Origin of the sequence: Shimia thalassica, from assembly GCF_001458215.1 — a bacterium.
GTDB lineage: Bacteria > Pseudomonadota > Alphaproteobacteria > Rhodobacterales > Rhodobacteraceae > Shimia > Shimia thalassica.
On record NZ_CYTW01000002.1, the window covers coordinates 226,829 to 252,572 of the forward strand.

21 protein-coding genes are annotated in these 25,744 nt (G+C 57.0%); 13 read left to right on the plus strand and 8 right to left on the minus strand.

The annotated features are described in order from the left end of the window. From PH7735_RS11015 to PH7735_RS11025, 3 genes are all read left to right on the plus strand, one after another. Positions 1-1,983: an acetyl/propionyl/methylcrotonyl-CoA carboxylase subunit alpha gene (locus PH7735_RS11015; RefSeq protein ID WP_058311425.1), complete on the plus strand. Its 1,983-nt coding sequence runs from the start codon at positions 1-3 to the stop codon at positions 1,981-1,983. A gap of 4 nt (positions 1,984-1,987) precedes the next feature. Next, the gene (locus PH7735_RS11020) at positions 1,988-2,791 is read left to right on the plus strand and encodes a TIGR03084 family metal-binding protein (RefSeq protein ID WP_058311426.1); all 804 of its coding nucleotides are present in this window, start codon (positions 1,988-1,990) and stop codon (positions 2,789-2,791) included. A gap of 104 nt (positions 2,792-2,895) precedes the next feature. Next, positions 2,896-3,081, plus strand: coding sequence for a hypothetical protein (locus tag PH7735_RS11025; RefSeq protein ID WP_058311427.1), 186 nt, complete (start codon positions 2,896-2,898; stop codon positions 3,079-3,081). Positions 3,082-3,125: 44 nt separating this feature from the next. Here PH7735_RS11025 and PH7735_RS11030 read toward each other — a convergent pair whose 3' ends face one another. Further along, on the minus strand, positions 3,126-3,884 hold the full coding sequence (locus PH7735_RS11030) for an alpha/beta fold hydrolase (protein WP_058311428.1): 759 nt from the start codon (positions 3,882-3,884) through the stop codon (positions 3,126-3,128). Positions 3,885-3,974: 90 nt separating this feature from the next. Between PH7735_RS11030 and PH7735_RS11035 the strand changes: the two genes are divergently transcribed. Then, the gene (locus PH7735_RS11035; RefSeq protein WP_058311429.1) at positions 3,975-4,349 is read left to right on the plus strand and encodes a hypothetical protein; all 375 of its coding nucleotides are present in this window, start codon (positions 3,975-3,977) and stop codon (positions 4,347-4,349) included. 91 nt (positions 4,350-4,440) lie between these two features. Here the strand turns inward: PH7735_RS11035 and glyA are convergent, their stop codons facing one another. Further along, a complete protein-coding gene (gene glyA, locus PH7735_RS11040; RefSeq protein ID WP_058311430.1) occupies positions 4,441-5,733 on the minus strand; it encodes a serine hydroxymethyltransferase in 1,293 nt (430 codons plus the stop codon). Between the two features lie 180 nt (positions 5,734-5,913). Here glyA and PH7735_RS11045 point away from each other — a divergent pair, with 180 nt between their 5' ends. Next, positions 5,914-6,675: an NAD kinase gene (locus tag PH7735_RS11045; protein WP_058311431.1), complete on the plus strand. Its 762-nt coding sequence runs from the start codon at positions 5,914-5,916 to the stop codon at positions 6,673-6,675. Positions 6,676-6,778: 103 nt separating this feature from the next. Here PH7735_RS11045 and prpE read toward each other — a convergent pair whose 3' ends face one another. Next, positions 6,779-8,671: a propionate-CoA ligase PrpE gene (prpE, locus tag PH7735_RS11050; RefSeq protein ID WP_058311432.1), complete on the minus strand. Its 1,893-nt coding sequence runs from the start codon at positions 8,669-8,671 to the stop codon at positions 6,779-6,781. A gap of 278 nt (positions 8,672-8,949) precedes the next feature. Continuing rightward, positions 8,950-11,229: an NADP-dependent malic enzyme gene (locus PH7735_RS11055; RefSeq protein WP_058311433.1), complete on the minus strand. Its 2,280-nt coding sequence runs from the start codon at positions 11,227-11,229 to the stop codon at positions 8,950-8,952. Positions 11,230-11,434: 205 nt separating this feature from the next. Between PH7735_RS11055 and PH7735_RS11060 the strand changes: the two genes are divergently transcribed. The 6 genes from PH7735_RS11060 to PH7735_RS11085 all read left to right on the plus strand — a co-directional run bounded on the left by PH7735_RS11060 (position 11,435) and on the right by PH7735_RS11085 (position 17,606). Further along, positions 11,435-11,827, plus strand: coding sequence for a cytidine deaminase (locus PH7735_RS11060; RefSeq protein ID WP_058311434.1), 393 nt, complete (start codon positions 11,435-11,437; stop codon positions 11,825-11,827). A gap of 4 nt (positions 11,828-11,831) precedes the next feature. After that, entirely contained in the window at positions 11,832-13,136 is a 1,305-nt protein-coding gene (locus PH7735_RS11065; protein ID WP_058311435.1) for a thymidine phosphorylase, read from the plus strand. Continuing rightward, positions 13,136-14,347 (plus strand): phosphopentomutase, encoded by a 1,212-nt coding sequence (locus PH7735_RS11070; protein ID WP_058311436.1) that lies wholly within the window; start codon positions 13,136-13,138, stop codon positions 14,345-14,347. The genes PH7735_RS11065 and PH7735_RS11070 overlap by 1 nt, the downstream gene beginning before the upstream one ends. Next, positions 14,344-15,330: an adenosine deaminase gene (locus tag PH7735_RS11075; protein WP_082645219.1), complete on the plus strand. Its 987-nt coding sequence runs from the start codon at positions 14,344-14,346 to the stop codon at positions 15,328-15,330. Before PH7735_RS11070 ends, PH7735_RS11075 begins: the two co-directional genes overlap by 4 nt. After that, positions 15,327-15,959, plus strand: a complete 633-nt coding sequence (upp, locus tag PH7735_RS11080) for a uracil phosphoribosyltransferase (RefSeq protein ID WP_058311438.1) — start codon at positions 15,327-15,329, stop codon at positions 15,957-15,959. The genes PH7735_RS11075 and upp overlap by 4 nt, the downstream gene beginning before the upstream one ends. Before the next feature lie 207 nt (positions 15,960-16,166). Then, the gene (locus PH7735_RS11085; RefSeq protein ID WP_058311439.1) at positions 16,167-17,606 is read left to right on the plus strand and encodes an SPOR domain-containing protein; all 1,440 of its coding nucleotides are present in this window, start codon (positions 16,167-16,169) and stop codon (positions 17,604-17,606) included. Between the two features lie 20 nt (positions 17,607-17,626). On the opposite strand, the gene PH7735_RS11090 is transcribed toward PH7735_RS11085, so the two are convergent. Together PH7735_RS11090 and PH7735_RS11095 are read right to left on the minus strand one after the other, a co-directional pair. Next, a complete protein-coding gene (locus PH7735_RS11090) occupies positions 17,627-18,637 on the minus strand; it encodes a M48 family metalloprotease (RefSeq protein ID WP_058311440.1) in 1,011 nt (336 codons plus the stop codon). 124 nt (positions 18,638-18,761) lie between these two features. Further along, positions 18,762-20,390 (minus strand): AMP-binding protein, encoded by a 1,629-nt coding sequence (locus PH7735_RS11095; protein WP_058311441.1) that lies wholly within the window; start codon positions 20,388-20,390, stop codon positions 18,762-18,764. 109 nt (positions 20,391-20,499) lie between these two features. Here PH7735_RS11095 and PH7735_RS11100 point away from each other — a divergent pair, with 109 nt between their 5' ends. After that, a complete protein-coding gene (locus PH7735_RS11100; protein WP_058311442.1) occupies positions 20,500-21,408 on the plus strand; it encodes a DMT family transporter in 909 nt (302 codons plus the stop codon). 164 nt (positions 21,409-21,572) lie between these two features. Continuing rightward, positions 21,573-22,226: a Hint domain-containing protein gene (locus tag PH7735_RS11105; protein ID WP_058311443.1), complete on the plus strand. Its 654-nt coding sequence runs from the start codon at positions 21,573-21,575 to the stop codon at positions 22,224-22,226. Positions 22,227-22,321: 95 nt separating this feature from the next. Here the strand turns inward: PH7735_RS11105 and PH7735_RS11110 are convergent, their stop codons facing one another. Both PH7735_RS11110 and PH7735_RS11115 read right to left on the minus strand, forming a co-directional pair. Then, a complete protein-coding gene (locus tag PH7735_RS11110; RefSeq protein WP_058311444.1) occupies positions 22,322-24,514 on the minus strand; it encodes a 3-hydroxyacyl-CoA dehydrogenase NAD-binding domain-containing protein in 2,193 nt (730 codons plus the stop codon). A gap of 12 nt (positions 24,515-24,526) precedes the next feature. After that, positions 24,527-25,738 (minus strand): acetyl-CoA C-acetyltransferase, encoded by a 1,212-nt coding sequence (locus tag PH7735_RS11115; protein ID WP_058311445.1) that lies wholly within the window; start codon positions 25,736-25,738, stop codon positions 24,527-24,529. Positions 25,739-25,744: the final 6 nt, after the last annotated feature.

Here is a 25,744-nt window from a genome sequence, read left to right on the forward strand (position 1 = left end):
ATGACACATTTTGATACAGTATTGGTGGCCAATCGCGGCGAGATCGCACTGCGTGTGATGCGCACAGCGCGTGATTTGGGCTTGCAGACGGTCGCGGTCTTTTCCGAGGCCGATGCAGACGCACCGCATGTCCGGTTTGCGGACCAAGCGGTCTGCATCGGGCCTGCTCCGGCGTCGGAATCCTATTTGAACGCCGAACGCATTTTGCAAGCCGCTGCCCGAACCGGGGCAGGGGCGATCCATCCGGGATACGGGTTTCTGTCCGAAAACGCCGATTTCGCTCGCGCCGTTGCGGGCGCGGGGCTGGTGTTTATTGGCCCTTCTCCAGACGCGATCGAGATCATGGGAGACAAGGCCAAAGCCAAGCGTCTGATGATCAAGGCGGGCGTGCCTTGTGTGCCCGGCTATGAGGGCGAAGATCAGGACGCGCAACAGTTCCTTGCTGCGGCAAACGAGATCGGCTTTCCCGTGATGGTCAAAGCCGCAGCAGGCGGCGGCGGCAAGGGAATGCGGCTGGTCCACACGGCGGACGAGTTGCCGGATGCCTTGCAGATTGCACGCGCAGAAGCGCTGAACGCGTTTGGATCGGATGTTTTGATCCTCGAGAAAGCGGTGCTGGAACCAAGACATGTTGAAATTCAGGTTTTTGGCGACGCAGACGGGACTGTACTCCATCTTGGCGAACGGGATTGTTCGGTGCAGCGCCGCCACCAAAAGGTGATCGAAGAGGCGCCTTCCCCTGCCGTTGATCCCGCGTTGCGGGATCGTATGGGACAGGCGGCAATCGCCGCTGCCAAGGCCGTCAACTATGTCGGGGCAGGTACGGTGGAATTCCTGCTAGAGCCATCGGGTGCGTTTTATTTCCTTGAGATGAACACACGCCTTCAGGTCGAACATCCTGTGACGGAAATGGTGACCGGTGTTGACCTTGTGGCGCTGCAGTTGCGGGTCGCATCTGGTTTGCCGCTGGATCTCTCGCAAAATGATGTTGCGCACAAAGGTCACGCCATCGAGGTGCGGCTTTATGCCGAGGACCCCGAACAGGGGTTTCTGCCCTCGGCGGGACCGATTTCTCTGTGGCATGAACCTGACGGGCAAGGTCTTCGTATCGATGGCGGGATCGAGACGGGCGGAGAGGTGTCGGCGTTTTACGATCCGATGTTGGCTAAGGTGATCGGCTGGGGCGCCACGCGCGAAGAGGCGCGACGTCGCGTTTTGCGCGGCCTGCAGAAATCCGCCCTTTTTGGTCCGGCGAGCAATCGGGATTTTCTGATTGATGCGTTGAGCCAACCGGAATTTGTTCAGGGAGAGGCGACAACAGGTTTCATCGGACGCACCTATGGGGACAGCTTCACCCCTGCGACCCGTTCCGATCAGGACCATGCCATATCCGCAGTGCTGCACACGCAATTGCATTTCGAAAAGGCCCGACAGGCCGCGCCACATATCGCAGAAGAACTGCTCGGCTGGAGCAGTTCAAAACCTCTGAGCAGCGTGGTTGTCTATCACTCTGGGGAAGCACCCGTCACCTGTCGCGTGACCCGCAAGGACACCGGTTCTGTTGTCTCCATAGGAGACGCGCAGATCGAAGTCACGCTGCGGCGCAAAGGCACAACTGAATTTGAGCTGGTGATAGACGGCGACCGCGTTTCGGGTCTTTACCATCAGCAAAGCGATCGCGCCCTTTCTGTTGCGCTGCCAGACAGCAGTTTTGCTGTTTATGATTGTGCGGGGATGCCACGCGCAGAAGAGGAAAGCGGGCTCGGACTTGTCACCGCGCCCATGCACGGGCGACTGCTTGGCCTTTCGGTTGCAGTTGGCGAGACCATTGAACGCGGTCAAAAACTGGCTGTGCTGGAAGCGATGAAAATGCAGCACGAGATTTTGGCAGCCGTGTCAGGCACTGTGTCACGGATCGAACCGCAGGCGGGTCAGCAGATGGCCGCTGGCGATCTCATTTTGGAAATTGTCGAGGACGAATAACCCAATGCAACAAGCACAAGATTTTCTGGATGAAAGCATGGCTCTTCTGGGGCTGGTTGGCCCTTTGGATGCAGACGGGTTGGCACAGGTTACAGGGTTCAAGAACTGGACCATCGAACATGTGATCGGCCATCTCCACTTGTGGAACCACGCGGCGGACCTGTCGCTGCGCGATGAAGCAGGCTTTTTCGAGTTCTTTGGCCCTGTCGCCAAGCATTTGCAAAAAGGCGGCACCATGCGCGAGTTCGAGGCCGCATGGTATGCAGAAAAAGGGTTGTCCGGCGATGATCTTATCGCGGCCTGGGAAGTGCTTTTTCATGAACTGGCCGCACGGTTTGCAGCGTCCGATCCTTCGGCGCGGGTTAAATGGGCAGGGCCGGACATGAGCGTGCGATCCTCGGCAACGGCCAGATTGATGGAAACCTGGGCGCATGGGCAGGAAGTCTATGATGTTCTTGGGGTGCGTCGCGAAAACACCGACCGGATCGGGAATATTGTTATGCTCGGGGTCAACACCTTTGGCTGGAGTTTCAAGGTTCACGGGCAACCTGTGCCAGAGACAATGCCGCATTTGAACCTCACCGCCCCGTCAGGAGCGGTCTGGACCTATGGCGAGCCGAATGAAGCAGACTGGATCAAAGGATCTGCCGAAGAATTCTGTCAGGTTGTGACCCAGACCCGCAGCATTGGCGACACAGCATTGGTGGTACACGGACCCACAGCCAAGGCGTGGATGGACAAGGCCCAGTGCTTTGCAGGGGGGGCAGAGCAACCCCCGAAACCGGGTGAACGCCGCACAAAAGAATGATGCTTTTTCAGGCAATTTCTGAAGCGGAATCTGACACAGATCAAGGAATGAACGCGGGCCGCAGAATAAACCTCTTTTGAAAATACATCATAAAGAGGCCCACCATGTTACGGCTCGCATTTATCCTTCATCTGTTCATCGGTTCGACCATTGCAGGCAGCGCCATGGTTGTGGCGCTGGTGATGGGACACGACACGCTGACGCCCATTCTGTGGTCGGCCTTGATCGGATTTATTATCTCGTTTCCGGTGACCTGGCTGGTGACCAAGGCGCTGTATGAACGGGGATAACCCCCTTCACGGATATGAACGAACGGGCCGTCCAATTGGGTGGCCTATTTGTTGAGCCACGCCTGAACCGAAGAAATAAAGGCGCGCGGTTGTTCTGCATGAAGCCAATGCCTCGCGCCGCTGAGCTTGGCAAAGCGGGCCTGAGGAAAGTGCGCGCGAATAACGGGGCGGTACTCGAGTTTCATGTATTCTGAATTGGCGCCCGACAAAAACAGGGTCGGGCCGTCAAACTGGCCGTCGATATCCGGGAACCCCAGAATTTTCGGCATTTCAGCTTCAAGAACATCCAGATTCAGTTTCCAGCGTTTGTTGGTCACGTCCAGCGATTGTGTAAAGAAGCTGCGCAATGCCGGATCATCCAGAGTTTCCTCGAGTTGTGTCACTGCGTCCGAGCGTTTTTCCACCGCGCTTAAATCCACAGCCCGCATAGAGGCAATATGTTGGGATTGATCGTGGGCATAGGTAACGGGCGCAATATCGGCGACCAGCAGGCTGCGCAGTAATTCGGGACGTTTCAGGGACAGAACCATCGTGGCCTTGCCCCCCATTGAATGCCCCAGAACATCCATTGGGCCATCCTGCGCCTCGATCACTTCGGCCAGATCCCTCGCCATATCCTCGTAGGAATGGGTGTCGAACCATGGGCTGTCGCCGTGGTTGCGCTGATCAACGCTGATGACACGACGCTCGCGTGCCAAGCGTTTGCCGATCGCGCCCCAGTTCCGTCCGGAACCGAAAAGTCCATGAACGATCATCAGATCGGGTTTGTCCGTGCGGGTGCCGTATTCGATATAGTTCAACATATGGGGGTGATAGCGCGCGGTGACGATACTGACCAGACCTGTTGAGCCTCTGACGGTCGCGAGTTAGGGTGCCCTCATGAGGATGCCCAAGTGATTAAACCCAACGATATTCGCAAACGGAATGCCGCGCTTTGTTTGCTCGCGCAGGAAAAGTTTTCGGTCAAGCCCACATCGCTTTCTTCGGCCATGAGCAAGATTGGAAGACGGCTGCCCAAACGCGCACATGAGAATGCAAAAATACTGGCAGAGGCGGAAGCACAGGCAGGTCATCCCAAGCTGGCGATGATGATGGATCAAAAGAAGATCGACAAGGCCGAGCGTGAGCTCAAGCTGGCGCTGGAGGCGATTGACCCTGCGGACCGGCGCAAGGGGATGGTCTTGTCCATTTTGGGATCAGTGGCGTTCAGCCTGATCGTGGTTTTTGCGGCTTTGATGATTGTCTTGCGCTGGCGCGGATTTGTCTGAGACTGCTTGCCTGACTTTGTCGCAACGATGAAACGCAAACCGCCGCCCCAAATCTGAGGCAGCGGCAGTATTGTATAAAAGACAGGATGTCTTAGAGGTCAGGATACAGTGGGAATTTCGCGCAAAGCGCCGAAACCTTGGCCTTTACAGCCTCTTCCACTGCAGCATTGTTTTCTTCGCCGTTAGCCGCCAGACCGTCGACAACTTCAACGATCATGTCTGCGATTTGACGGAACTCGTCTTCACCGAAGCCACGTGTTGTGCCGGCAGGTGTGCCCAAGCGGATACCAGAAGTAACCATCGGTTTTTCGGGGTCGAACGGGATGCCGTTTTTGTTGCAGGTGATGAACGCGCGACCAAGGGCTTTCTCGGTGGCGTTGCCTTTCACACCTTTGGGGCGCAGATCGACGAGCATCACGTGGGTGTCTGTTCCGCCGGTGACGATGTCGAGACCGCCTTTGACCAGTTGATCGGCCAGCGCGACGGCGTTTGCACGAACCTGTTTTTGGTACTCTTTGAACTCGGGGCGCAGCGCCTCACCAAAAGCAACAGCTTTAGCAGCGATTACGTGCATCAGGGGGCCGCCCTGAATGCCGGGGAAGATGGCCGAGTTCACTTTCTTGGCGATGGCCTCGTCATTGGTGAGGATCATGCCGCCACGAGGACCGCGCAGGGTTTTGTGCGTGGTTGTGGTTGCCACGTCTGCATATGGGAACGGCGAAGGGTGTTCGCCCGCGGCGACGAGACCGGCAAAGTGCGCCATATCAACCATCAGGAACGCGCCAACAGAATCCGCGATTTCGCGGAACTTGGCAAAATCGATCTGACGCGGGATGGCGGAACCACCAGCGATGATCAGCTTTGGCTGGTGCTCGGTGGCGAGGGCCTGAACCTGATCATAATCGATGCGGTTGTCGTCTTCGCGCACGCCGTACTGGATCGCGTTGAACCATTTGCCCGACTGGTTTGGCGCAGCGCCGTGAGTCAGGTGGCCGCCCGAAGCAAGGTTCATACCCAGAATGGTGTCACCTGGCTGGATCAGGGCTTGAAATGCGCCTTGGTTGGCTTGCGAACCCGAGTTGGGCTGAACATTGGCAAAGTCACAGCCGAACAGTTCTTTTGCGCGGTCGATGGCCAATTGCTCGGCGACGTCGACGTACTGGCAACCGCCATAGTACCGGCGTCCCGGGTAGCCTTCGGCGTATTTGTTGGTCATGACCGACCCTTGGGCCTCCATCACGGCTGCCGAGACGATGTTCTCGGAAGCGATCAGTTCGATCTCGTCGCGCTGGCGACCCAGCTCATTGGTGATTGAGCCGAACAGCTCTGGGTCACGGGTGGCCAAGGTTTCGGTGAAGAATCCGGTGTCGCGGACGGTGGTCATGGGCGATGCTCCAAGTCAGAGGGTCTAGTTGGTGATTTCCTAAAGGAAACAACCCTTGGGTAAAAGGGCTGAAAGCGACGTGACGCCCTGTCATTGCGGCTATAGCGACACTAGGGGTGGACAACCGTCTCAATAGGAAACACGGTTTAGGGGATTGGAAACACAATTTTGGGGCCAGCCATGCCAGAGAGAATCGCTTTTCTTGCCAGCGATGCACCCGTTGCCCAGACGGCACGCGCCGCTTTGATCGGACGCTACAGCGATTGCGCGCCCGAAAAGGCGGATGTGATCGTGGCCCTCGGGGGGGACGGTTTCATGCTGCAGACCCTTCACAACACACAAAGCCTTGAGGCGCCCGTCTATGGAATGAACCGGGGCACGGTGGGCTTTCTGATGAATGCCTATAACGAAAGTGACCTTCTGGACCGTTTGAAAGAAGCAGAGGAAGAAGTGGTAAATCCTCTGTCGATGCGGGCCACCTGCGTTGATGGTACGGTGCACGAAGCCTTGGCCATCAACGAGGTCTCGTTGCTGCGGGCCGGTCCCCAAGCGGCCAAGTTGCGGATCACGGTGGATGACAGGCTGCGGATGGAAGAATTGGTGTGTGACGGCGCGCTTCTGGCCACGCCGGCGGGATCAACGGCGTATAACTATTCGGCCCACGGTCCGATTCTGCCGATCGGTTCGGATGTGCTTGCTCTGACGGCGATGGCTGCGTTCCGGCCGCGTCGATGGCGGGGGGCGCTTTTGCCAAAGACCGCCAAAGTGCGCTTTGATGTTCTGGATCCGGCCAAGCGACCTGTCATGGCAGATGCAGACAGCCGGTCGGTTGAAAACGTGCAATCCGTGGAAATCCAATCCGAGCCTTCGATCAGCCACCGGATTTTGTTTGACCCCGGTCACGGTCTGGAGGAACGCCTGATCCGAGAGCAGTTCGTCTAGCGGTGCGATCACTGGTCGGCGTGCTCAGGCAGGGCACCCCACGTGTAAAGATAAAAGGCCCCGCCGGTTGGCGGGGCCTTTGTTTTGAGAAACGCGGTTTGCGTCAGGCTTTTGCGTAACCCAGCGTTTGCAGTGCTTCTTTGATCTCATCAAGGATCGCTGGATCGTCAATGGTCGCAGGCATCTTGTAAGGGGTGTTGTCTGCGATGTTCACCATTGTCCCGCGCAGGATTTTGCCCGAGCGGGTTTTTGGCAACCGGTCCACAACAACAGCCAGCTTGAAGGCTGCAACGGGGCCGATTTGCTTGCGAACAAGCGTGACGACTTCTTTCACGACATCGGCATGGTCACGGTCAACACCGGCATTCAGGCACAGGAAGCCAACCGGCATCTGGCCTTTCAGCTGATCAGTCACACCGATCACGGCGCATTCCGCCACTTCGGGGTGGCTCGCCAGAACCTCTTCCATCGCACCTGTCGACAAGCGGTGACCGGCAACGTTGATCACGTCATCTGTCCGCGCCATGATGTAGACATATCCGTCTTCGTCCATCATGCCCGCATCACCTGTTTCGTAATATCCGGGGAAGGTGTTGAGGTACGATTTCTTGAACCGGTCTTCAGCATTCCAAAGCGTGGGCAGGGTGCCGGGGGGCAGGGGAAGCTTGATCGCAATCGCGCCAAGTGTGCCGGCCTCGACAGGATGACCTGCATCATCAAGGATGGTCACCTCGTAACCGGGCATTGGAACTGTAGGGGAACCCAGTTTTGTGGGCAGCTCTTCAATACCAAGCGGATTCGCGGCAATCGCCCAGCCAGTTTCGGTCTGCCACCAGTGATCGACGATTGGCACGTTCAACTGGTCTTGCGCCCAGACAATTGTGTCAGGGTCAGCACGTTCACCAGCCAGATACACTTGTTCAAGACATCCGAGGTCGTACTTTTTGACGAATTCGCCGGTGGGGTCTTCACGTTTAACAGCGCGGAAGGCGGTCGGCGCGGTGAAGAACGATTTGACGTTGTGCTCTGAGATCACGCGCCAGAACGTACCTGCGTCCGGTGTGCCAACGGGCTTGCCTTCGAACACAATCGTCGTGTTGCCGTGGATCAGCGGACCATAACAAATGTACGAGTGACCCACGACCCAGCCTACATCCGAAGCGGCCCAGAACACATCGCCGGGATCGACGTTGTACAGGTTCTTCATGGTCCAGTTCAGCGCAACCAGTTGACCGGCGGTGTGGCGGATAACGCCTTTGGGCTGACCAGTGGTGCCCGAAGTATAAAGCACATATGCCGGATGGTTGCCTTCAACAGGCACACACTCGGCAGGCTCAACGCCAAACTGGAACCCGTGCCAGTTATAGTCGCGGCCTTCGATCAGTTGTGCGACTTCCTGTTCACGTTGGTAGATGACATTGAACGTGGGCTTGTGCTCGGACTGCTCGATAGCATCGTCCAGCAAAGGCTTGTAATGCACCACGCGACCCGGTTCGAGGCCACAAGACGCGGCGATGATGCATTTGGGCTTGGCGTCGTCGATCCGAACAGCCAGCTCGTGCGCCGCAAATCCGCCAAACACAACCGAATGCACCGCACCAAGACGTGCACAGGCCAGCATTGCTTCAAGTGCTTCGGGGATCATGGGCATATAGATGATGACACGATCACCTTTTTCGACGCCCTTGGCGCGCAGCGCCCCTGCCAGAGAGGCAACGCGGTTGCGCAGCTCGACAAAAGAAATCGCGCGTTTGGTGTGGGTGATAGGGGAGTCATAGATGATCGCGGTTTGCTCGCCGCGTCCTGCTTCCACGTGACGATCCACAGCATTCCAGCAAGTGTTCACCTTTGCATCGGCGAACCACTCATACATGTTGTCGCCTTTGTCGAACAACGCCTTTGACGGAGCTTCAACCCAATCAATCGCTTGGGCCGCATCCATCCAGAAACCTTCCGGATCTTGCTTCCATCCTTCGTAAACGTCTTTATATGCCATGGAAATTCTCCTCCAAAACTCGTTGCAAAAGAGTTACGAGAGCGGGGCGGCCTCGGGCAATAGGTTTTCGGGACGTCGCGTCAGATTATCGCGGAAAATTTGCAGTAAGGGTCTCTTAAGGCCTGCAAATTTTTGCAAACCTCAATGATTGGCGCTATTTTTCTGGAAACTTCTACGTGTTTGCAAAGTAGCAAACTTTTTGACTGCAAATCAAAAGGGGCGCGAATCTCGCGCCCCTTTGATACCGGATGAGTATATGTGTTGCCGTTGGGCCGGATCTATCCGTATTGCGCCACGGGGGTGCCGGCAATCGCCGCCATGTTCAAAAGCCCGCGCGCCGTGATCGACGGGGTCACGATGTGGGCCTTGTTTCCCATGCCCATCAGCACAGGGCCAACTTCAAGGCCGTCTGCGCGCATCTTGAGGATGTTGCGCACGCCAGATGCGGCGTCCGCATGGGCAAAGATCAGAACGTTTGCTTCGCCTTGCAGGCGCGAATGCGGGAAAATACGGCTACGTAGATCAGCGTCCAGGGCCGTGTCGACGTTCATTTCGCCTTCATAGATGAAATCGCGCGGTTCGCTGTCGAGAATGGCAAGTGCATCGCGCAGACGTTTGCCAGAGCCTTCGGACTGGTTGCCAAACTGGGATTGCGAACACAGTGCGATACGCGGCTCGAGTCCAAACCTGCGCACGTGGCGCGCCGCGCCAATTGCGGTTTCGGCAAGTTGTTCCGGTGTGGGCAGGGACCAGACGTGGGTGTCGGCGATAAACAGGGGGCCATCTTCGAGGATCATCAAAGACAGGGCGCCATGCGGGCTGAACGACGCATTGCCCAGAATTTGGGTCACATAGTTTAGGTGCCAGCGGTATTCACCGAAGGTGCCGCAGATCAGGCTATCGGCCTCGCCGCGATGAACGGCAACGGCACCAATGGCGGTTGTGTTGGTGCGCATGATGGCTTTGGCCAGATCCGGCGTCACGCCGCTGCGCTGCATCAACTCGTGATACGAGGTCCAGTAATCGCGATATCGTGGATCGTTCTCGGGGTTTACGATCTCAAAATCGGTTCCGGGGCGGATTTTAAGGCCGAAGCGTTCGCAACGGGCTTCCATCACTTCGGGACGACCGATCAGGATCGGTGTTTCCGTGGTTTCTTCCAAAACGGCCTGAGCCGCGCGCAGCACACGTTCATCTTCGCCCTCGGCAAAGACAATCCGGCGTTTTGCGGCGCGGGCAGCGTTGAAAACAGGACGCATCAAAAGCGCGGATTTGAACACCGATTGGTTCAGCTTTTGCACATAGGCATCCAGATCGTCGATCTGGCGCGTGGCAACGCCACTTTCCATCGCGGCTTTGGCGACCGCAGCCGAGACCACCCCGACAAGACGCGGGTCAAAAGGTTTGGGGATCAGGTAATCGCTGCCAAAGGTGAGATGCTCGCCCTTATAGGCGGCGGCGGCTTCGGCGCTTGTTGTTGCGCGGGCGAGTTCTGCAATCCCGTCGATGCAGGCCAGTTGCATCTCGTCGTTGATCTCTGTCGCGCCCACGTCCAGCGCCCCCCGAAAGATGAAGGGGAAACACAAAACGTTGTTCACCTGATTGGGGAAATCGCTTCGACCGGTTGCGATGATCGCATCGGGCGCAACGGCGCGTGCATCTTCGGGCATGATTTCAGGGGTCGGGTTGGCAAGGGCAAAGATGATAGGTTGCTTGGCCATCTTGCCGACCATCTCGGGCGTCAGGACGCCGGGCCCGGACAGGCCGAGGAACATATCCGCACCTTCAATGACCTCTGCCAGAGCGCGTTTGTCCGTGACTTGTGCAAATTCCGCTTTTTGCGGTGTCATGTCTTCGGTGCGCCCGTCAAAGACCACACCCTGAATGTCGCAAAGCCAGACATTTTCCCGTTTAACGCCCAGCTTCAACAGCATGTTCAGGCAAGCGATGCCAGCGGCGCCGCCACCGGTCGAGACGATCTTGATGTCCTCGAATTTTTTGCCCGCGACCCGCAATGCGTTTGTCGCCGCTGCGCCCACAACGATGGCGGTTCCGTGTTGGTCGTCGTGGAATACGGGGATGTTCATGCGTTCGCGGCACAGCTTTTCAACGATGAAACAGTCGGGCGCCTTGATGTCTTCCAGATTGATCGCGCCAAATGTCGGCCCTAGGGCGCAAACGATGTCAGCCAGCTTTTCCGGATCAGTCTCATCCACTTCGATGTCGAAACAGTCGATGTTTGCGAATTTTTTGAACAGGACGGCTTTGCCTTCCATCACCGGTTTCGAGGCCAGCGCGCCAATGTTTCCAAGGCCAAGAACAGCCGTGCCGTTTGAGACCACCGCAACGAGGTTGCCGCGAGAGGTATAGCGCGAGGCATTTGCAGCGTCTGTTTTGATTTCGAGACAGGCTTCGGCAACGCCCGGAGAATAGGCGCGGCTCAGGTCGCGTCCATTGGCCAGTGGCTTGGTCGCGCGGATCTCTAGCTTTCCTGGTTTTGGGTGCTCGTGGTAATAAAGAGCTGCGGTGCGCAGTGTTTCCTTTGGGGTGTCAGACATGTCTCGGCCTCGAATTCTAAAGTTGGTTTAGCGTTAAACTAATTATTTCACAAAGGGAATGGGGCGATTTGACCATAGGGCAAGACCCCTTGCAAAAACCCGCCACAGGCCTCAGTCTCGCAGGGCAATATATCTAATGAGTGACATGGTATGGGCTGCGTATTCAAGAGTTGTATGGGCCCGTACAATCGAGGGAGCCCCTGATATGAGTCTGCAGAAATCGGCGTTGTCCGTCCGCGAAAATGCCTATGCGCCTTATTCCAACTTCAAGGTCGGTGCCGCAATCCGGTCTGAAGGGGGTACCATTTATTCCGGTTGCAACGTCGAGAACGTGGCATATCCCGAAGGGACCTGCGCGGAAGCGGGTGCCATTGCGGCAATGGTCGCCGCTGGGGAAACGCGCCTTAGCGAGGTCTATGTCATTGCAGATAGCCCCCATCCCGTAAGCCCCTGTGGCGGATGCCGTCAAAAGCTGGCCGAGTTCGGAACCGGAGACGTGGTGGTTACCATGGCCAATCTGGACGGAGTAGAGCAGAAGATGACTCTTGCGGACCTGATGCCGGGTGCGTTTGGAGAACACCATATGGAGAACACCTGATCCCGTGGATGCAAGAGCCATCATAGCGGCCCTGCGCCGTGGAGAAACGCCCTCGCAAGAAGAGCTGACCTGGTTCGCCAACGGGTTGGCTGATGGGCGTGTGACGGATGCGCAAGCCGGCGCCTTTGCCATGGCCGTGTGTCTTCAGGGGCTTGGAGAAGAGGCGCGGGTTGCCTTGACACTGGCCATGCGCGACAGCGGCGACACGCTCAAGTGGGACTTTGACGGCCCTGTGCTTGATAAACACTCGACCGGCGGTGTCGGCGATTGCGTCTCTCTTGTGTTGGCGCCAGCGTTGGCTGCCTGTGGGGCCTATGTCCCGATGATTTCGGGGCGGGGGCTTGGCCATACAGGGGGCACGCTCGACAAAATGGAAGCGATCCCCGGATTGCGAACAACGCTGGACGAGGCACACTTCCGCGAGGTGGTCAGAACCAGCGGGTGCGCCATTGTCAGCGCCAGCGCGGATATCGCCCCTGCCGATAAACGGCTCTATGCAATCCGTGACGTGACCGGAACGGTGGAAAGCCTTGATTTGATCACGGCCTCGATCTTGTCCAAGAAACTTGCCGCTGGATTGCAGGGGCTGGTTCTCGACGTGAAGGTCGGAACGGGCGCCTTTATGAAAACACCAGATGACGCGCTGGCGTTGGCCACGTCTCTGGTCGAGACGGCAAACCTTGCCGGATGCCCGACAAGCGCCGTGATCTCGGATATGAACCAACCGTTGGCTCCGGCCTTGGGGAACGCGCTTGAGGTTGCGGAATGCATGGAGGTTCTGTGCAACGGCAAGGGGGGTGCGTTGAGGGAGTTGACCGTGGCCTTGGGGGGCGTGTTGCTGTGCAATGCTGCGCTGGCGCCTGAACTGGAAACAGGGATCGACGCCATTTCCAAGGCGCTGACAAGCGGTCAGGCCGCCGAGCGTTTCGGGCGCATGGTGGCCGCGATGGGCGGACCCGTGCAATTTGCAGAAAACTGGGAGCGGTTTTTGCCAGAAGCCCCCGTCATAAGAGAAGTGCTTGCCCCCGCGAGTGGATTTATCACGCATATGAATGGAGAGGCCTTGGGTCTTGCTGTCGTTGATCTGGGTGGCGGGCGTCAGGTGCAAAGTGATGTTGTTGATCCCGCTGTCGGGTTTTCTGATGTTGTCGCGCTGGGGCAGAAGGTGGTCAAAGGCCAACCTTTGTTGCGGATACATGCGGCCCGCGAAGACGCAGCCCGACGCGCGGAAATGGCTGTAAAGCGAGCCATCGGGATTGGGCCCGTCCGCGCCGAGACCCCACCATTGATCCACGAGAGGATCCGCTGATGACACGTGCTTTTTTGGTCGTGATGGATTCCGTTGGGTGCGGTGGTGCGCCGGATGCGGCCCAGTTCTTTAACGGCACACGGCCTGACACGGGTGCCAATACGCTGGCCCATATTGCACAGGCCTGTGCCGAGGGGCGTGCAAACGAAGGCCGCAGCGGGCCTTTGCGCCTTCCTAACCTCGACCATCTCGGGCTTGGCGCGGCGACACGGCTTGCCAGTGGTGATGCAACACCCGGACTTGAAGCGGTTCCAGAAGGGGCTTGGGGTGCCGCAACAGAGCGCAGCCTTGGCAAAGACACCCCTTCAGGCCATTGGGAGCTTGCCGGTCTGCGCGTGCCTTGGGAATGGACCTATTTTCCAACGGATGGTGACGCTTTTCCAGAGGATCTGGTTGCCGAAGTCTGTGAGATTTCAGGTGTCGACGGTATCTTGGGCAATTGCCATGCCTCTGGCACCGCGATCATCGCCGAATTGGGGCAGGACCATATAGAGACGGGGCGCCCCATCTGTTACACAAGTGCCGACAGTGTGTTTCAGATCGCCGCGCATGCAGACCACTTTGGATTGGACCGCCTGTTAGAGTTGTGCCAGCGGATCGCACCGCGGCTGCACGAGGTGAAGGTGGGCCGCGTTATTGCACGCCCCTTTGTCGGCACGTCAGAAACCGGATTTACGCGCACAACGAACCGTCGCGATTACGCGATTGTTCCGCCTGAACCTGTTTTGACAAACTGGGTACAGGACGCAGGGCGCAGGGTGCATGGGGTTGGCAAGATCGGGGATATCTTCACCATGACCGGCATTGACGATTGCGTCAAAGGATCGGATGCGGACCTGATGCAAAGCTTGCAAAAATGCGTGGATCAGGCCGAAGACGGCAGCCTGACCTTTGCAAATTTCGTGGAGTTCGACAGCCTTTATGGTCACCGGCGCGATGTTTCCGGATATGCGCGCGCGCTTGAATGGTTTGATCGCGAAATTGGCAAAGTGATCGCCGCGCTGCGCCCCGGAGATCTGTTGCTGTTGACGGCGGATCATGGCAATGACCCCAGTTGGAGCGGGACCGACCACACCCGCGAACGCGTGCCGGTTTTATGTGCTGGCGTTGGCGCGCGGGAGATTGGTCAGGTTGAATTTGTGGATGTCGCGGCCAGCGTTGCCGCGCATCTGGGGGTGCCTGCATTCGGGCCGGGAAGGAGCTTTCTGTGAGCGTTATGGATCTGCCAAAGGTCGAATTGCATTTGCACCATGAGGGGGCCGCGCCACCGGCGTTCATTCGACAGCTGGCGTTTGAGAAGAAAGTCGATCTCAGCCGGATTATTGCGGATGACGGAAGCTATGCCTTCGAGAATTTCGTGCATTTCCTGCAAGTGTATGAAGCTGCCACAAGCGTGCTTCAGTCACCCGAAGATTTCGCCCGTTTGACACGTGCCATTCTTGAGCAAAGCGCCGAGCAAGGCGTCGTATATTGCGAAAGCTTTCTGTCCCCTGATTTTTGTGGTGGCGGAGATGTCGCAGCGTGGCGCGAGTATTTGCAGGCCATTCAGGAAACCGCGCTCAAGGCCGAAGCGGATCTTGGCATCATCTTGCGGGGCATCGTGACCCCGGTGCGCCATTTCGGACCCGAACAGGCCAAGCGTACCGCGCTGTGTGCCGCCGAGACCGCCGGTGACTGGATCGTCGGATTGGGCATGGGCGGTGATGAAGGGCAGGGCCATCAAGGTGATTTCGCCTATGCGTTTGATATGGCCCGTGAAGCAGGGTTGCGCCTGACCACCCATGCAGGTGAATTTGGCGGCCCCGACAGCGTTTGGGAAGCCATTCGGGACCTCAATGTCGAACGCATTGGTCACGGCGTGCGCGCCATTGAAGATTCAAAGCTGATCGAAGAACTGGTCGCGCGTCAGATCACGCTTGAGGTCTGTCCGGGATCGAACGTCGTTTTGGGGCTTTATCCGTCTCTTGGCGAACATCCCATCGCACGATTGCGCGATGCAGGGGTACGGGTGACCGTTTCCACAGACGATCCGCCGTTTTTCCACACGACTATGCGACGCGAATATGACATGTTGAGCCAAACCTTCGGCTGGGATGAAAGTGATTTTCGCGCTCTTAACCAAACCGCCGCCGAGGCTGCATTCTGTGACACCGCTACGAAAGAGCGGGTCATGAAACTACTGGAGACTTCCTGATGGACCATTTGACCGTCGTTGATCACCCGCTTGTGCAACACAAGCTGACCCTGATGCGCAAAACCGATACGTCGACCGGCGAATTCCGGCGCCTGCTGCGAGAGATCAGCCAGCTGCTGGCCTATGAAGTCACGCGCGAGCTGCCGATGACGACAAAGCAAATCGACACGCCCATGCAAAAGATGGACGCGCCGGTTCTGGCCGGACGTAAAATGGCGTTGGTATCCATTTTGCGGGCAGGCAACGGTCTTTTGGACGGGATGCTGGAGTTGATCCCGTCGGCCCGCGTTGGATTTGTCGGACTATACCGCGACGAGGAAACCCTCGAGCCCGTGCAATACTATTTCAAAGCACCTTCCGAGCTGGACGAGCGTCTTGTCATCGCGGTGGACCCGATGCTGGCCACTGGCAACTCTTCGGCGGCAGCAATTGATTTGCTGAAAGAAAAGGGCGCAACAGACATCCGTTTTCTGTGCCTGCTGGCCGCACCGGAAGGTGTCGCGCGGATGAAAGAGGCGCATCCGGATGTGCCGATTGTCACCGCTTCGCTGGATGAGCGCCTGAATGAAAAGGGCTATATCATTCCGGGTCTCGGTGATGCCGGCGACCGCATGTTCGGCACAAAGTAAAAACTGTCGCGCAGTGCCGCCCCTGTGGTGCTGCGCGAAACCTGTTCAAAGCCTTTGAAGACATTGGTCTTTTTTGTCTAAAATTTGCCAAATGTGGCTTTTTTAAGGCAGCTGGTCTCTATGCACTGTTTACTCATATAGAGTTTTCCGTCTAAACTACCCCCTACATCTAGTAGGGACGCATTCTCTGCATCTTGTGGGGGCAAAATGAAAACGACCAGAGCATTCGCGATCTGCATTATCGCGGCATCTTTCGGATTAGCCGCAGCCGTCAAGGCGCAATCCCTGAGTAATGTTGAGACGCCAAACGAGTTTCCGCCTGCGTCCTATAAGGGCAAGCAGTACGTGGACAGCAAGGGCTGTGTTTACGTGCGCGCAGGTGTGGACGGGAACGTCACGTGGGTGCCGCGCATGACCCGTAATCGCCAGGTGATTTGTGGCTATAAGCCGACACTGGAAAATCCGGGACGCAGCACGACCTCGGCTGCGAAACTGGACAAGAACACCGTCGTTATTCAGCCTGCGGCCGCGCCGACAAGCCAAACTACGATTTTTGGTGCGCCTGCTGCCAAGACAACGACCAAAGCCCCCGCGACAAAAACAACGACAGCGGCAAAACCTGCGACGACAACCGCGGCGCCCGCCAAAACTACAACCAAGACAACGACAACGGCGAGCAAGCCCAAGCCAGCCCCAGCGCCTGCCAAAGTGCAGACGACAAGCAAGCCAAAGCCCAAACCCGTTGCCAAGACAACAACCGCAACGACGACAACGACGGCGCCTGCTGCCAAGACGACCACGGCGCCGGCCACCACAACAACAAAACCGACGAACAGACGCACGCTGAACCAGACCGTGCGCCCGTCCGGTTGTGACCAAAGTTACAATGGGTCGAAAGTGCGTTGTGGCTCGCAACAGGAACTGCCCTATACACCCGGTACTGGGAAACCCACGGCCAACCCGCCCAAGATCATTTACCGCCGTCAGGGCGCCTCATCGCGCCTTGGTACCACGCCGACCCAACCCGGTGTCGGACGTGTTGTAACGGCTGGTCAGGTCTCTGCGCAAACACGGGTCGTGCCGCGTCACGTATATGAGACGCGTGGTCCGATGCTTGCCGTCAATCAGCTTCCCAAAGGCTATCGTCGTGCGTTTGATGATGATCGTCTGAACCCTTACCGCGCAGAAATGACCTTTGAAGGGATTGCTGCGACAGACGCCATCATGGAGCGCACCGTGCCGCGCACAATGAAGAACCGCAGAACTGGCGAGGCCTATGTCGTGTCATCGAAATCGCGGTCTTCCGAAACGGTTACGTCGAACGCCACAGCGGTGCCTTTGACGGGAACGGCGCTGAACACCGAGACACCTGTTGTCTCGACACGAAGCGCACCTGCACAGAAAAAACTGCGCCTTGAAAACCGCGCCTATGTGCATGTCGCCACCTATTCGAACGCTGATGCGGCCCAAAAAGCGGCCAAGCAAATGCGCCGGTTGGGTCTGCCTGCCAAAATCGGTGTGTATTCACGGGCCGGAGAAGAGCGTCGTATGGTTCTTGTTGGACCTTATGAAAGTGCTGATGCCAGCAAATCGGCCCTGTCGAAGGCCAAAGGCGCAGGCTACAGCAGCGCGGTGATCCGGAACTAAACGTTCTTTGCGGGGAGGCTTTAGCCCCCGCAAATGCTCTGAAGGGCGACCCATTGGCCGTCACTCAGAACCGGATTGGGGCTGGTGACAAACGGGTCTGCCTCGATCAACTCAAGTGTACTTTCACCAGACGGATCAACCGCATAGGCGTATGGGCTTGTGCGGACCTGGTACTTTTCAAATCCTGCGAGAATGTCTTCGATCGCGGGCGATGCTGACGGGTCAACGACGATTTCTTCTGCAAAATCTTTCAACGTATCCGTGGGTATTCCGCCCGTCGTCAGCAGTCGGAAACTGGTCAGGATAGACGAGGAATCCAGCAACTGACGCAAAGGGTCGTTGGTTTTGGCATGTACTTTTTCGGCGATGATATAGCCTGCAGCAACCTCTGGATCTTCGTAGTCTTCCACAATCGCGCGGTTCAGCAAAACCGTACCACCAGGCAAGGCGCGCGCCGTGTGCACACCGGCGCGCACGATGACAAGGTTCGGCACGTCCAAACGCGTGGCCAAAGCCGTAAGAGACGGGGAAGCAATGACATCTGCGCAAGGCGGGCCCGTGAGCCGCTGTGTTTGCTGCAAAAGCTGATCGCCAATTTCTTGACGTTTGCTTTCGGGCACAACTGAAATCGCATGGGATCGCAAGGCCTCGGGCAACCAGAAAACCGCCAGCCCAACCAAAGCCAATGAGGACAGTCCGATTGACACAAACCGCAATCGACCAGGGCGCGGGCGCCGACGATTGATCGCGCGGCGCAGCTTCTCGATGGCCTCGACCATCTCGGTTTCTTCCGACGACAGTTCAAGTGTTTCATCAAGATCACCGTCCGGCGCATAAATCGCGGGAAACTCGCCGGGGTTCAGGCGGCGCACTGCCGGCAACGACCAATGCGCAAGCGGTTTGTCTTGGGTATCGGTGATGGTCAGCGACGCGTCCCCAATCGACACGATGACATCGCGCCGTTGTTCTTCAGACGAAACACGCCAGAGGCCAGTGGCCTCGATGCGTTCATATTTTTCTAAAGCCGTCATATTTGATCTGGATATTTCTTTGGGCTGCTCTGCCACATGCTTTCTTCTTACCTAGCACGAGAGAAAGCCGGGCGGCAACGCAAGACGATGCCACCCGTTGTCACGGATTGGTGTGGAAGATCACCTAAAGATCTGCGGCGACCTTGCGCAGCTGGAACTTTTGGATTTTGCCGGTCGAGGTTTTCGGCAATTCCTGAAACACCACCTTCTTCGGGGTTTTGAACCCGGCCAGCTTTTCCCGTGCAAAGGCGATGATCTCGGCTTCCTCTGCGCTCTTTCCGCTCAGCAGCTCGACAAAGGCGCAGGGCACTTCCCCCCATTTATCATCGGGTTTCGCCACGACGGCGGCCAATGACACGGCAGGGTGTTCCATCAATGCGCCCTCCACCTCGACTGACGAGATGTTTTCACCACCGGAAATGATGATGTCTTTGGCGCGGTCGGCAATCTGCACATAGGTGTCGCCATGTTGAACAGCGATGTCGCCGGAATGGAAATAGCCGCCCTGAAACGCTTCTGCGGTTGCTTCCGGATTTTTGAGGTACCCCTTCATGACCGAGTTGCCACGGATCACGATTTCACCTTGGGTTTTTCCGTCCATGGGGATCTGGGTCATGGTTTCGTCAACGACCGTGATATGATCCATCATGGGCATGGCAACCCCCTGACGGGCCTTGATGGCCGCTGTGCCGGGCTTGTCCAGCCCATCCCACGCGTCCGTATTCCAATAGCATTCGGTGACGTGGCCATAGGTTTCGGTCAGGCCGTAGACCTGTGTGACGTTGAAACCCAGATCTTCGATCTTGGCCAAGGTCGCAGGGGCAGGCGGGGCGCCTGCGGTAAAGACTTCGACGGTATGGTTGAATGTGCGTCGCTCTTCTTCGAGGGCATTCACGATCATGTTGAGCACAATCGGAGCGCCCCCAAAATGCGTGACGCCGTCATAGTGAATTGCATTGTAGATATTTTGCGCCGTGACATCCCGACAGCACACGAGGGTTCCGCCAATCATTGGCATCATCCATGTGTGGTTCCAGTTGTTGCAATGGAACAGGGGGACAATCGCCATATAGACGGGATGCAACACCATACGCCAGCTGACAACGGTTCCCATTGTCATCAAGTACGCGCCCCTGTGGTGGTAAACCACGCCCTTGGGGCGGCCGGTTGTACCGGACGTATAGTTCAGGGCCAAGGATTCCCATTCGTCCTTGGGCATGATCCAGTCAAAGTCGGGGTCTGCAGCGGCAAGAAGGGCTTCATATTCCTGATATTTGCCAGAGGCATGCCAGCCATCAAAATCATCTGCAACTTCGATGATGATCGGCGTGTCCCCCTCCATGCCTGCGATGGCAGCTTCGGCCAGTTCAAGGAATTGAGGGTCCACCAGAACGGCCTTGGCGCCCCCGTGATCAAAGATATAGGACACGGTCTCGGGTTCGAGGCGGATGTTGATCGTGTTCAAAACGGCCCCACAGGCGGGAACGCCGAAATGGGCCTCGGCATGTGCAGGCAGATTGGGCAACAGCGTGGCCACAACATCCCCCGGCTGAATGCCCAGTTTGGTTAATCCAGACGCAAGACGTGTACAGCGGTCATAGTATTCCGCATAGGTTTTGCGATGTTTGCCATAGATGACGGCCATCTTGTCCGGGAACACATCCCGTGCCCGTCGCAGATGTGACAGCGGTGTCAGAGGTACGAAATTGGCAGCACATTTCTCAAGCCCCGTTTCGTCAACCATCCAGCCCATCAGATCCCTCCCTTGATTCGTGGAACAATGTCGGTTTTACGACAGATTAACGTTGTCGTATCGAATTCTATGACTCGTAGCGACAAATGTCAGACAATTAGAGGCAGAAATGAGCGACAGCGTCAACAATAGACCAGCCCAAGCGGCGATTTCGATGCTGTTCGCAATGACGGTGATCGGGTTGATCGACAACTTTGTTGCGATCATTTCGACCCATGTGGGCCTGTGGCAGTTCCATGCGATGCGCTCGACTCTCATGGTGCCTTTGCTTGTCGCAATGGCGGCATTTGGCTTGGGATCATTGCGCCCCAATAACTGGCGACCCGTTTTTGCGCGGGCGACGGTTCTGTCGATTTCGATGATGCTTTATTTTGGCTCGCTGGGGATCATGCCAATTTCCCAAGCGCTTGCAGGCCTGTTTACCTCTCCGATTTTTGTTCTGTTGATCAATGTCGTGGTGATGAAGCAAAGGATCGGACCCTTTCGCATCGCCGCGGTGTTTCTCGGTTTTGCGGGGACGCTTCTGGTTCTGCAACCGGGCAGTGACGGGTTTGGCCCGCTGATGCTGATGCCTGTGCTGGCAGGGTTCTTCTATGCCATATCCGCCATCGCAACCCGAAGCTGGTGCGCCGGAGAAAGCGCGACTTCTTTGCTGGCAGCAAACATGCTGTTGTTGGGCTGTATCGGGCTGACGGTCTCTGTGCTGTTCGGTGTGTTCGGCGATGCGAGCGAAACACATTTCCTGCTGCGGGGCTGGACATGGGAGATGATGCCGGCCCTGCCTTGGGCAGTGGTTCAGGCTGTCGGGTCTGTGACGGGGGTTTTCTTAATCATTCGTGCTTATCAGCTTGATGAGCCTACCAATGTGGCGGTGTTCGAATATGCCGTCATGATCTTTGGTCCCGGTTTTGCCTGGCTGATTCTCGGGCAGTCTCTGGAACCGCTGCAAGGTGTGGGAATCGCAATGATTTCTGCCGCTGGCCTGATAATTTCGATGCGTGCCCGCAAAGGAAACTAGCGCATTGTGGATCGGTTTTATCGCAATCCCTGATCGATCCAGATTTTGTCAAAACATCGGAAACAGTGCCACAATCTTTCCACATTTACGGCAAAGCTCTTCCCTAAATTTTTAGGCAAATGCTTGGGCTGCTAAACCAAATACCAAACTTCAGGGGATGTGAAATGTTTGGATGGACCCACCCTCAAGGTTTTTCCGGAGAATACTCCGGTGCCGAGCCTCGATTACATGATCCGGTTTTGTTGGGCGCCGGTGCCGGCCTTGTTGAAGGCACGCTGGTCGCAACAAAAAACGGCTGGATACCTGTCGAAGATGTTCGCATCGGAACCCGTTTGCTCACGTTTGACGGGGGGCTTCAAAAGGTTAAGTCCATCGTGCGCAACGAAATCTGGAGTGGAACCGGACCGTGCCCTGAAACCCTTTGGCCGCTGCTGGTCGAAGCGGGCACCATCGGCAACGGCGAAGACCTTGTGCTGATGCCGCATCAAGGCGTTCTGATCGAAAGCGACGAGATTTCCGATCAATGGGGCGATCCCTTTGCGGTGATCCCTGCGACGTCTCTGGAGATACTCGAAGGTGTCGAGCGCGGCGAACCAGAAGGCACTGTCGAAGTGTTCCTGCCTGTCTTTGCCGAAGATCAGATGGTCTATGCCGACCACGGCGCATTGCTGTTTTGTCAGGCCCAGTGGGGCGTCAGCGCGGGGATCGTGCCGCGTCAGGGGGCAAGCAGCAACTACAATATGCTGCCACGGTTTGTCGCCGAAAAGCTGCTGGCATCGACCTTCTCAGCGGACGACATCGACTACGACGTGGCCTGAGCCTCTTCGTTTCAACAAAACAAAAACCAGCCACTCACAATGGAAAACGCCCGGAAGATATCTTCCGGGCGTTTTGGTTTGCTTGTGATCGTGGATCAGGCTGCCTTTGAGGCTGCTCCGAAGCGACCATAGAAGGTCTGGTTCTTGGCTGCCATTTCACGCAGCAGCGGTGGGCAGGCAAAACGGTCACCGAATTTCTCGGTCAGCTCGTCACATTTCGCAGCCGCCCATGGCGCGCCAACGATGTCCAGCCACGAGAACGGACCACCCGACCATGGCATGAAGCCCCAGCCAAGGATCGCGCCCACATCGCCTTCACGGATGTCTTCCAGAACGTCTGCTTCCAGTGCGCGAACAGCTTCCAGAACTTGACTAAAGATCAAACGGTGCTGAACTTCGGTCACGTCAGGTTGCTCTTCCAGCAGAGGGAACTTGTCCTGGAACCCTTTCCAGTACCCCAGACGCTTGCCCTTTTCGTCATAGTCAAAGAAACCGGCTTTGGCTTTGCGTCCAAAACGGCCTTCGTCAACCATCCAGAAGGTCACGTCATCCGCAATCGACTTGGGATAAGCATTGCCCATTGCCGCCATTGTGGCCTTTGCAATCTTGGCACCCAGATCCAGCGAGGTTTCGTCAACCAGTTGGATCGGCCCCACAGGGAAGCCCAACAGCTGAGCCGCGTGATCCAGAAGCTGAGGCGCAACACCTTCGCCCGCCATCATCACACCTTCGTTGATGTAGGGGATGATACAGCGGTTGGCATAGAAGAAGCGTTCGTCATTCACAACGATTGGTGTCTTCTTGATCTGGCGAACATAATCCAAGGCTTTGGCAACGGCACGTGGGCCGGTTTCATTGCCTTTGATGATCTCGACCAGTGCCATCTTCTCGACCGGCGAGAAGAAGTGGATGCCGATGAACTGTTCTTTGCGAACGGACGCTTCGGCCAGACCGGTGATCGGCAGGGTCGAGGTGTTCGAGGCAAAGATCGCATCCTCGGGGATGATCGCTTCGACCTTCTTGGTCATCTCGGCTTTGACGGCGGTGTCTTCAAACACGGCTTCGATGATCAGGTCCACATCCGACAAAGCGTTCAGATCGGTGGTGGCGTTGATCTTGGCCAGCATCGCATCCTTGGCTTCTTCGGTCAGCTTTTTGCGCGACACGCCTTTGGCTGCGAAGGCTTCCGAATAGGCTTTGCCGCGATCTGCTGCTTCCTGAGTGGTGTCGATCAGAACAACGTCGATACCTGCTTTGGCCGAAACCAGTGCGATACCTGCACCCATCATGCCTGCGCCCAGAACGCCAACTTTCTTGACGCGCTGATCCGGAACATCGGGGCGGTTCGCACCTTTTTCCAGAGCTTCCTTGTTGATGAACAGGCTGCGGATCATGGCCGAAGATGACGGGTTCATCAGAACGTTGGTGAACCAGCGTGCTTCGATGCGAATCGCAGCATCAAAAGGAACCTGCGCGCCTTCATAAACGGCCGACAGCAGCGCCTTGGCCGCAGGGTAAACGCCCCATGTGTTGGCGTTGACCATTGCCGAAGCCCCAACAAAGGTCATGAACCCGGCTGGGTGATAGGGATCGCCGCCAGGCATTTTATAGCCTTTTTCATCCCAGGGTTTGACGATCTTGGGCGAGGACAGAACCCATGCCTTTGCGTCGGCCATCGGATCTTCGCTGACTTCATCAATGATGCCCGCTGCTTTGGCTTTCTTGGGGTCTACCATTTTGCCTTGCAGCAGGAAGGGGAAGGCCGCCATGGCGCCCATCTTGCGCACCATACGGGTTGTGCCGCCGCCACCGGGGAAGATGCCAACCATGATTTCCGGCAGGCCGATTTTGGCCTTTGGATTGTCAGCCGCAAAGATGCGGTGTGTCGACAAAGGCAGTTCCAAACCAATACCCAACGCAGTACCCGGCAGAACACAAGCAATCGGCTTGCCGCCTTTGTTGGTTTTGGGTTCCATGCCCGCGCGTTCGATTTTGCGCAGAACGGCGTGCATCGACATGGTGCCGTCGAACATGCCCTGTGCAGGGTTGTCACCACCGCGTGCGCCCATTTCGGCCAGCACGTTGAGGTCCATACCGCCCGCGAACGAGCCTTCCTTGCCAGAAGTGATCACCGCGCCTTTGATAGCGTCGTCGCCCAGCACGGTATCGATGATGGCGTTCAGGTCGTTAAAGCCCTGTTCCGTCATCACGTTCATGGATTTGCCTTGGGTGTCCCAAGTGATGATGCCGACGCCGTCTGCGTCTACGGAGAGGTTAAAATCGCTCATAATTCTTGCTCCTTACACGCGTTCGATGATGGTTGCTGCGCCCATGCCCGAGGCAATGCACAAGGTCGCCAGACCCACTTCCTTGTCCGAGCGTTCCAGCTCGTCCAGAAGAGTGCCGATGATGATGGCACCGGTCGCACCCAGCGGGTGACCCATTGCGATCGAGCCGCCGTTTACGTTGACCAGCTCAGGGTCGACGTCAAAGGCTTGCTGGAAGCGCAGAACAACCGAAGCAAACGCTTCGTTGACTTCGAACAGATCGATGTCGCTGATCGACATGCCTGCGTCTGTCAGGATTTTCTGTGTGGCAGGCACCGGACCGGTCAACATGATGGTCGGGTCGAGCCCGATTTTACAGGTCTGACGGATGCGGGCGCGTGGCTTGATGCCGTACTGTTCGCCGAATTCCTTGTTGCCGATCAGAACACCGGCAGAGCCGTCCACGATACCGGACGAGTTGCCCGCGTGGTGGATGTGGTTGATGGCTTCCAGATGGGGGTATTTCATCAGCGCGATCTTGTCGAAACCGGGCATGATTTCGCCTTGTTCCTTGAACGCAGGCTTCAAGCCACCCAGCGACTGCATGTCAGTGGCGGGGCGCATATATTCGTCGTGATCCAGAATGTTCAGGCCGTTGATGTCTTTGACCGAAACAATCGACTTGGCAAAACGGTTGTCGTCCCATGCGGCCTTCGCGCGGCGCTGGGATTCCATGGCCAAAGCATCTGCCTGATCACGGGTAAACCCGTATTCGGTCGCGATGATGTCAGCTGAGATACCTTGGGGCACAAAGTACTGCTCCATTGCAACGGTCGGGTCTACCGCGATGGCGGCACCGTCAGATCCCATTGGAACGCGGCCCATCATCTCCACACCACCAGCGATATAGGCTTGGCCTGCGCCGCCTTTGACCTGGTTTGCAGCAAGGTTGACGGCTTCCATGCCAGAGGCACAGAAGCGGTTGATCGCAAGGCCCGGAATCGACTCGTCCAGATCAGAAGCGAGAACTGCGGTACGCGCCAGACAGCCGCCCTGTTCCTTCACCTGAGTGACGTTGCCCCAGATCACGTCTTCAACAGCGTGGCCTTCAAGGTTGTTACGTTCTTTGAGGGCGTTCATCACGGTTGTCGACAAACGCACCGAGGTCACTTCGTGCAACGATCCATCATTGCGGCCCTTGCCGCGCGGCGTGCGCACAGCGTCATAAATATAGGCTTCGGTCATTATGAT

Coding starts and splice junctions, on each gene's coding strand:
- glyA (WP_058311430.1), bottom strand. CDS start 5,733: ATGACCACCGTCCGCGACACCGGATTCTTCACCGAAACCTTGGCCACC.
- PH7735_RS11105 (WP_058311443.1), top strand. CDS start 21,573: ATGTTTGGATGGACCCACCCTCAAGGTTTTTCCGGAGAATACTCCGGT.
- PH7735_RS11095 (WP_058311441.1), bottom strand. CDS start 20,390: ATGGGCTGGATGGTTGACGAAACGGGGCTTGAGAAATGTGCTGCCAAT.
- PH7735_RS11110 (WP_058311444.1), bottom strand. CDS start 24,514: ATGAGCGATTTTAACCTCTCCGTAGACGCAGACGGCGTCGGCATCATC.
- PH7735_RS11070 (WP_058311436.1), top strand. CDS start 13,136: ATGACACGTGCTTTTTTGGTCGTGATGGATTCCGTTGGGTGCGGTGGT.
- PH7735_RS11115 (WP_058311445.1), bottom strand. CDS start 25,738: ATGACCGAAGCCTATATTTATGACGCTGTGCGCACGCCGCGCGGCAAG.
- PH7735_RS11020 (WP_058311426.1), top strand. CDS start 1,988: ATGCAACAAGCACAAGATTTTCTGGATGAAAGCATGGCTCTTCTGGGG.
- PH7735_RS11025 (WP_058311427.1), top strand. CDS start 2,896: ATGTTACGGCTCGCATTTATCCTTCATCTGTTCATCGGTTCGACCATT.
- prpE (WP_058311432.1), bottom strand. CDS start 8,671: ATGGCATATAAAGACGTTTACGAAGGATGGAAGCAAGATCCGGAAGGT.
- PH7735_RS11060 (WP_058311434.1), top strand. CDS start 11,435: ATGAGTCTGCAGAAATCGGCGTTGTCCGTCCGCGAAAATGCCTATGCG.
- PH7735_RS11030 (WP_058311428.1), bottom strand. CDS start 3,884: ATGTTGAACTATATCGAATACGGCACCCGCACGGACAAACCCGATCTG.
- PH7735_RS11045 (WP_058311431.1), top strand. CDS start 5,914: ATGCCAGAGAGAATCGCTTTTCTTGCCAGCGATGCACCCGTTGCCCAG.
- PH7735_RS11015 (WP_058311425.1), top strand. CDS start 1: ATGACACATTTTGATACAGTATTGGTGGCCAATCGCGGCGAGATCGCA.
- PH7735_RS11085 (WP_058311439.1), top strand. CDS start 16,167: ATGAAAACGACCAGAGCATTCGCGATCTGCATTATCGCGGCATCTTTC.
- PH7735_RS11055 (WP_058311433.1), bottom strand. CDS start 11,229: ATGTCTGACACCCCAAAGGAAACACTGCGCACCGCAGCTCTTTATTAC.
- PH7735_RS11090 (WP_058311440.1), bottom strand. CDS start 18,637: ATGACGGCTTTAGAAAAATATGAACGCATCGAGGCCACTGGCCTCTGG.
- PH7735_RS11100 (WP_058311442.1), top strand. CDS start 20,500: ATGAGCGACAGCGTCAACAATAGACCAGCCCAAGCGGCGATTTCGATG.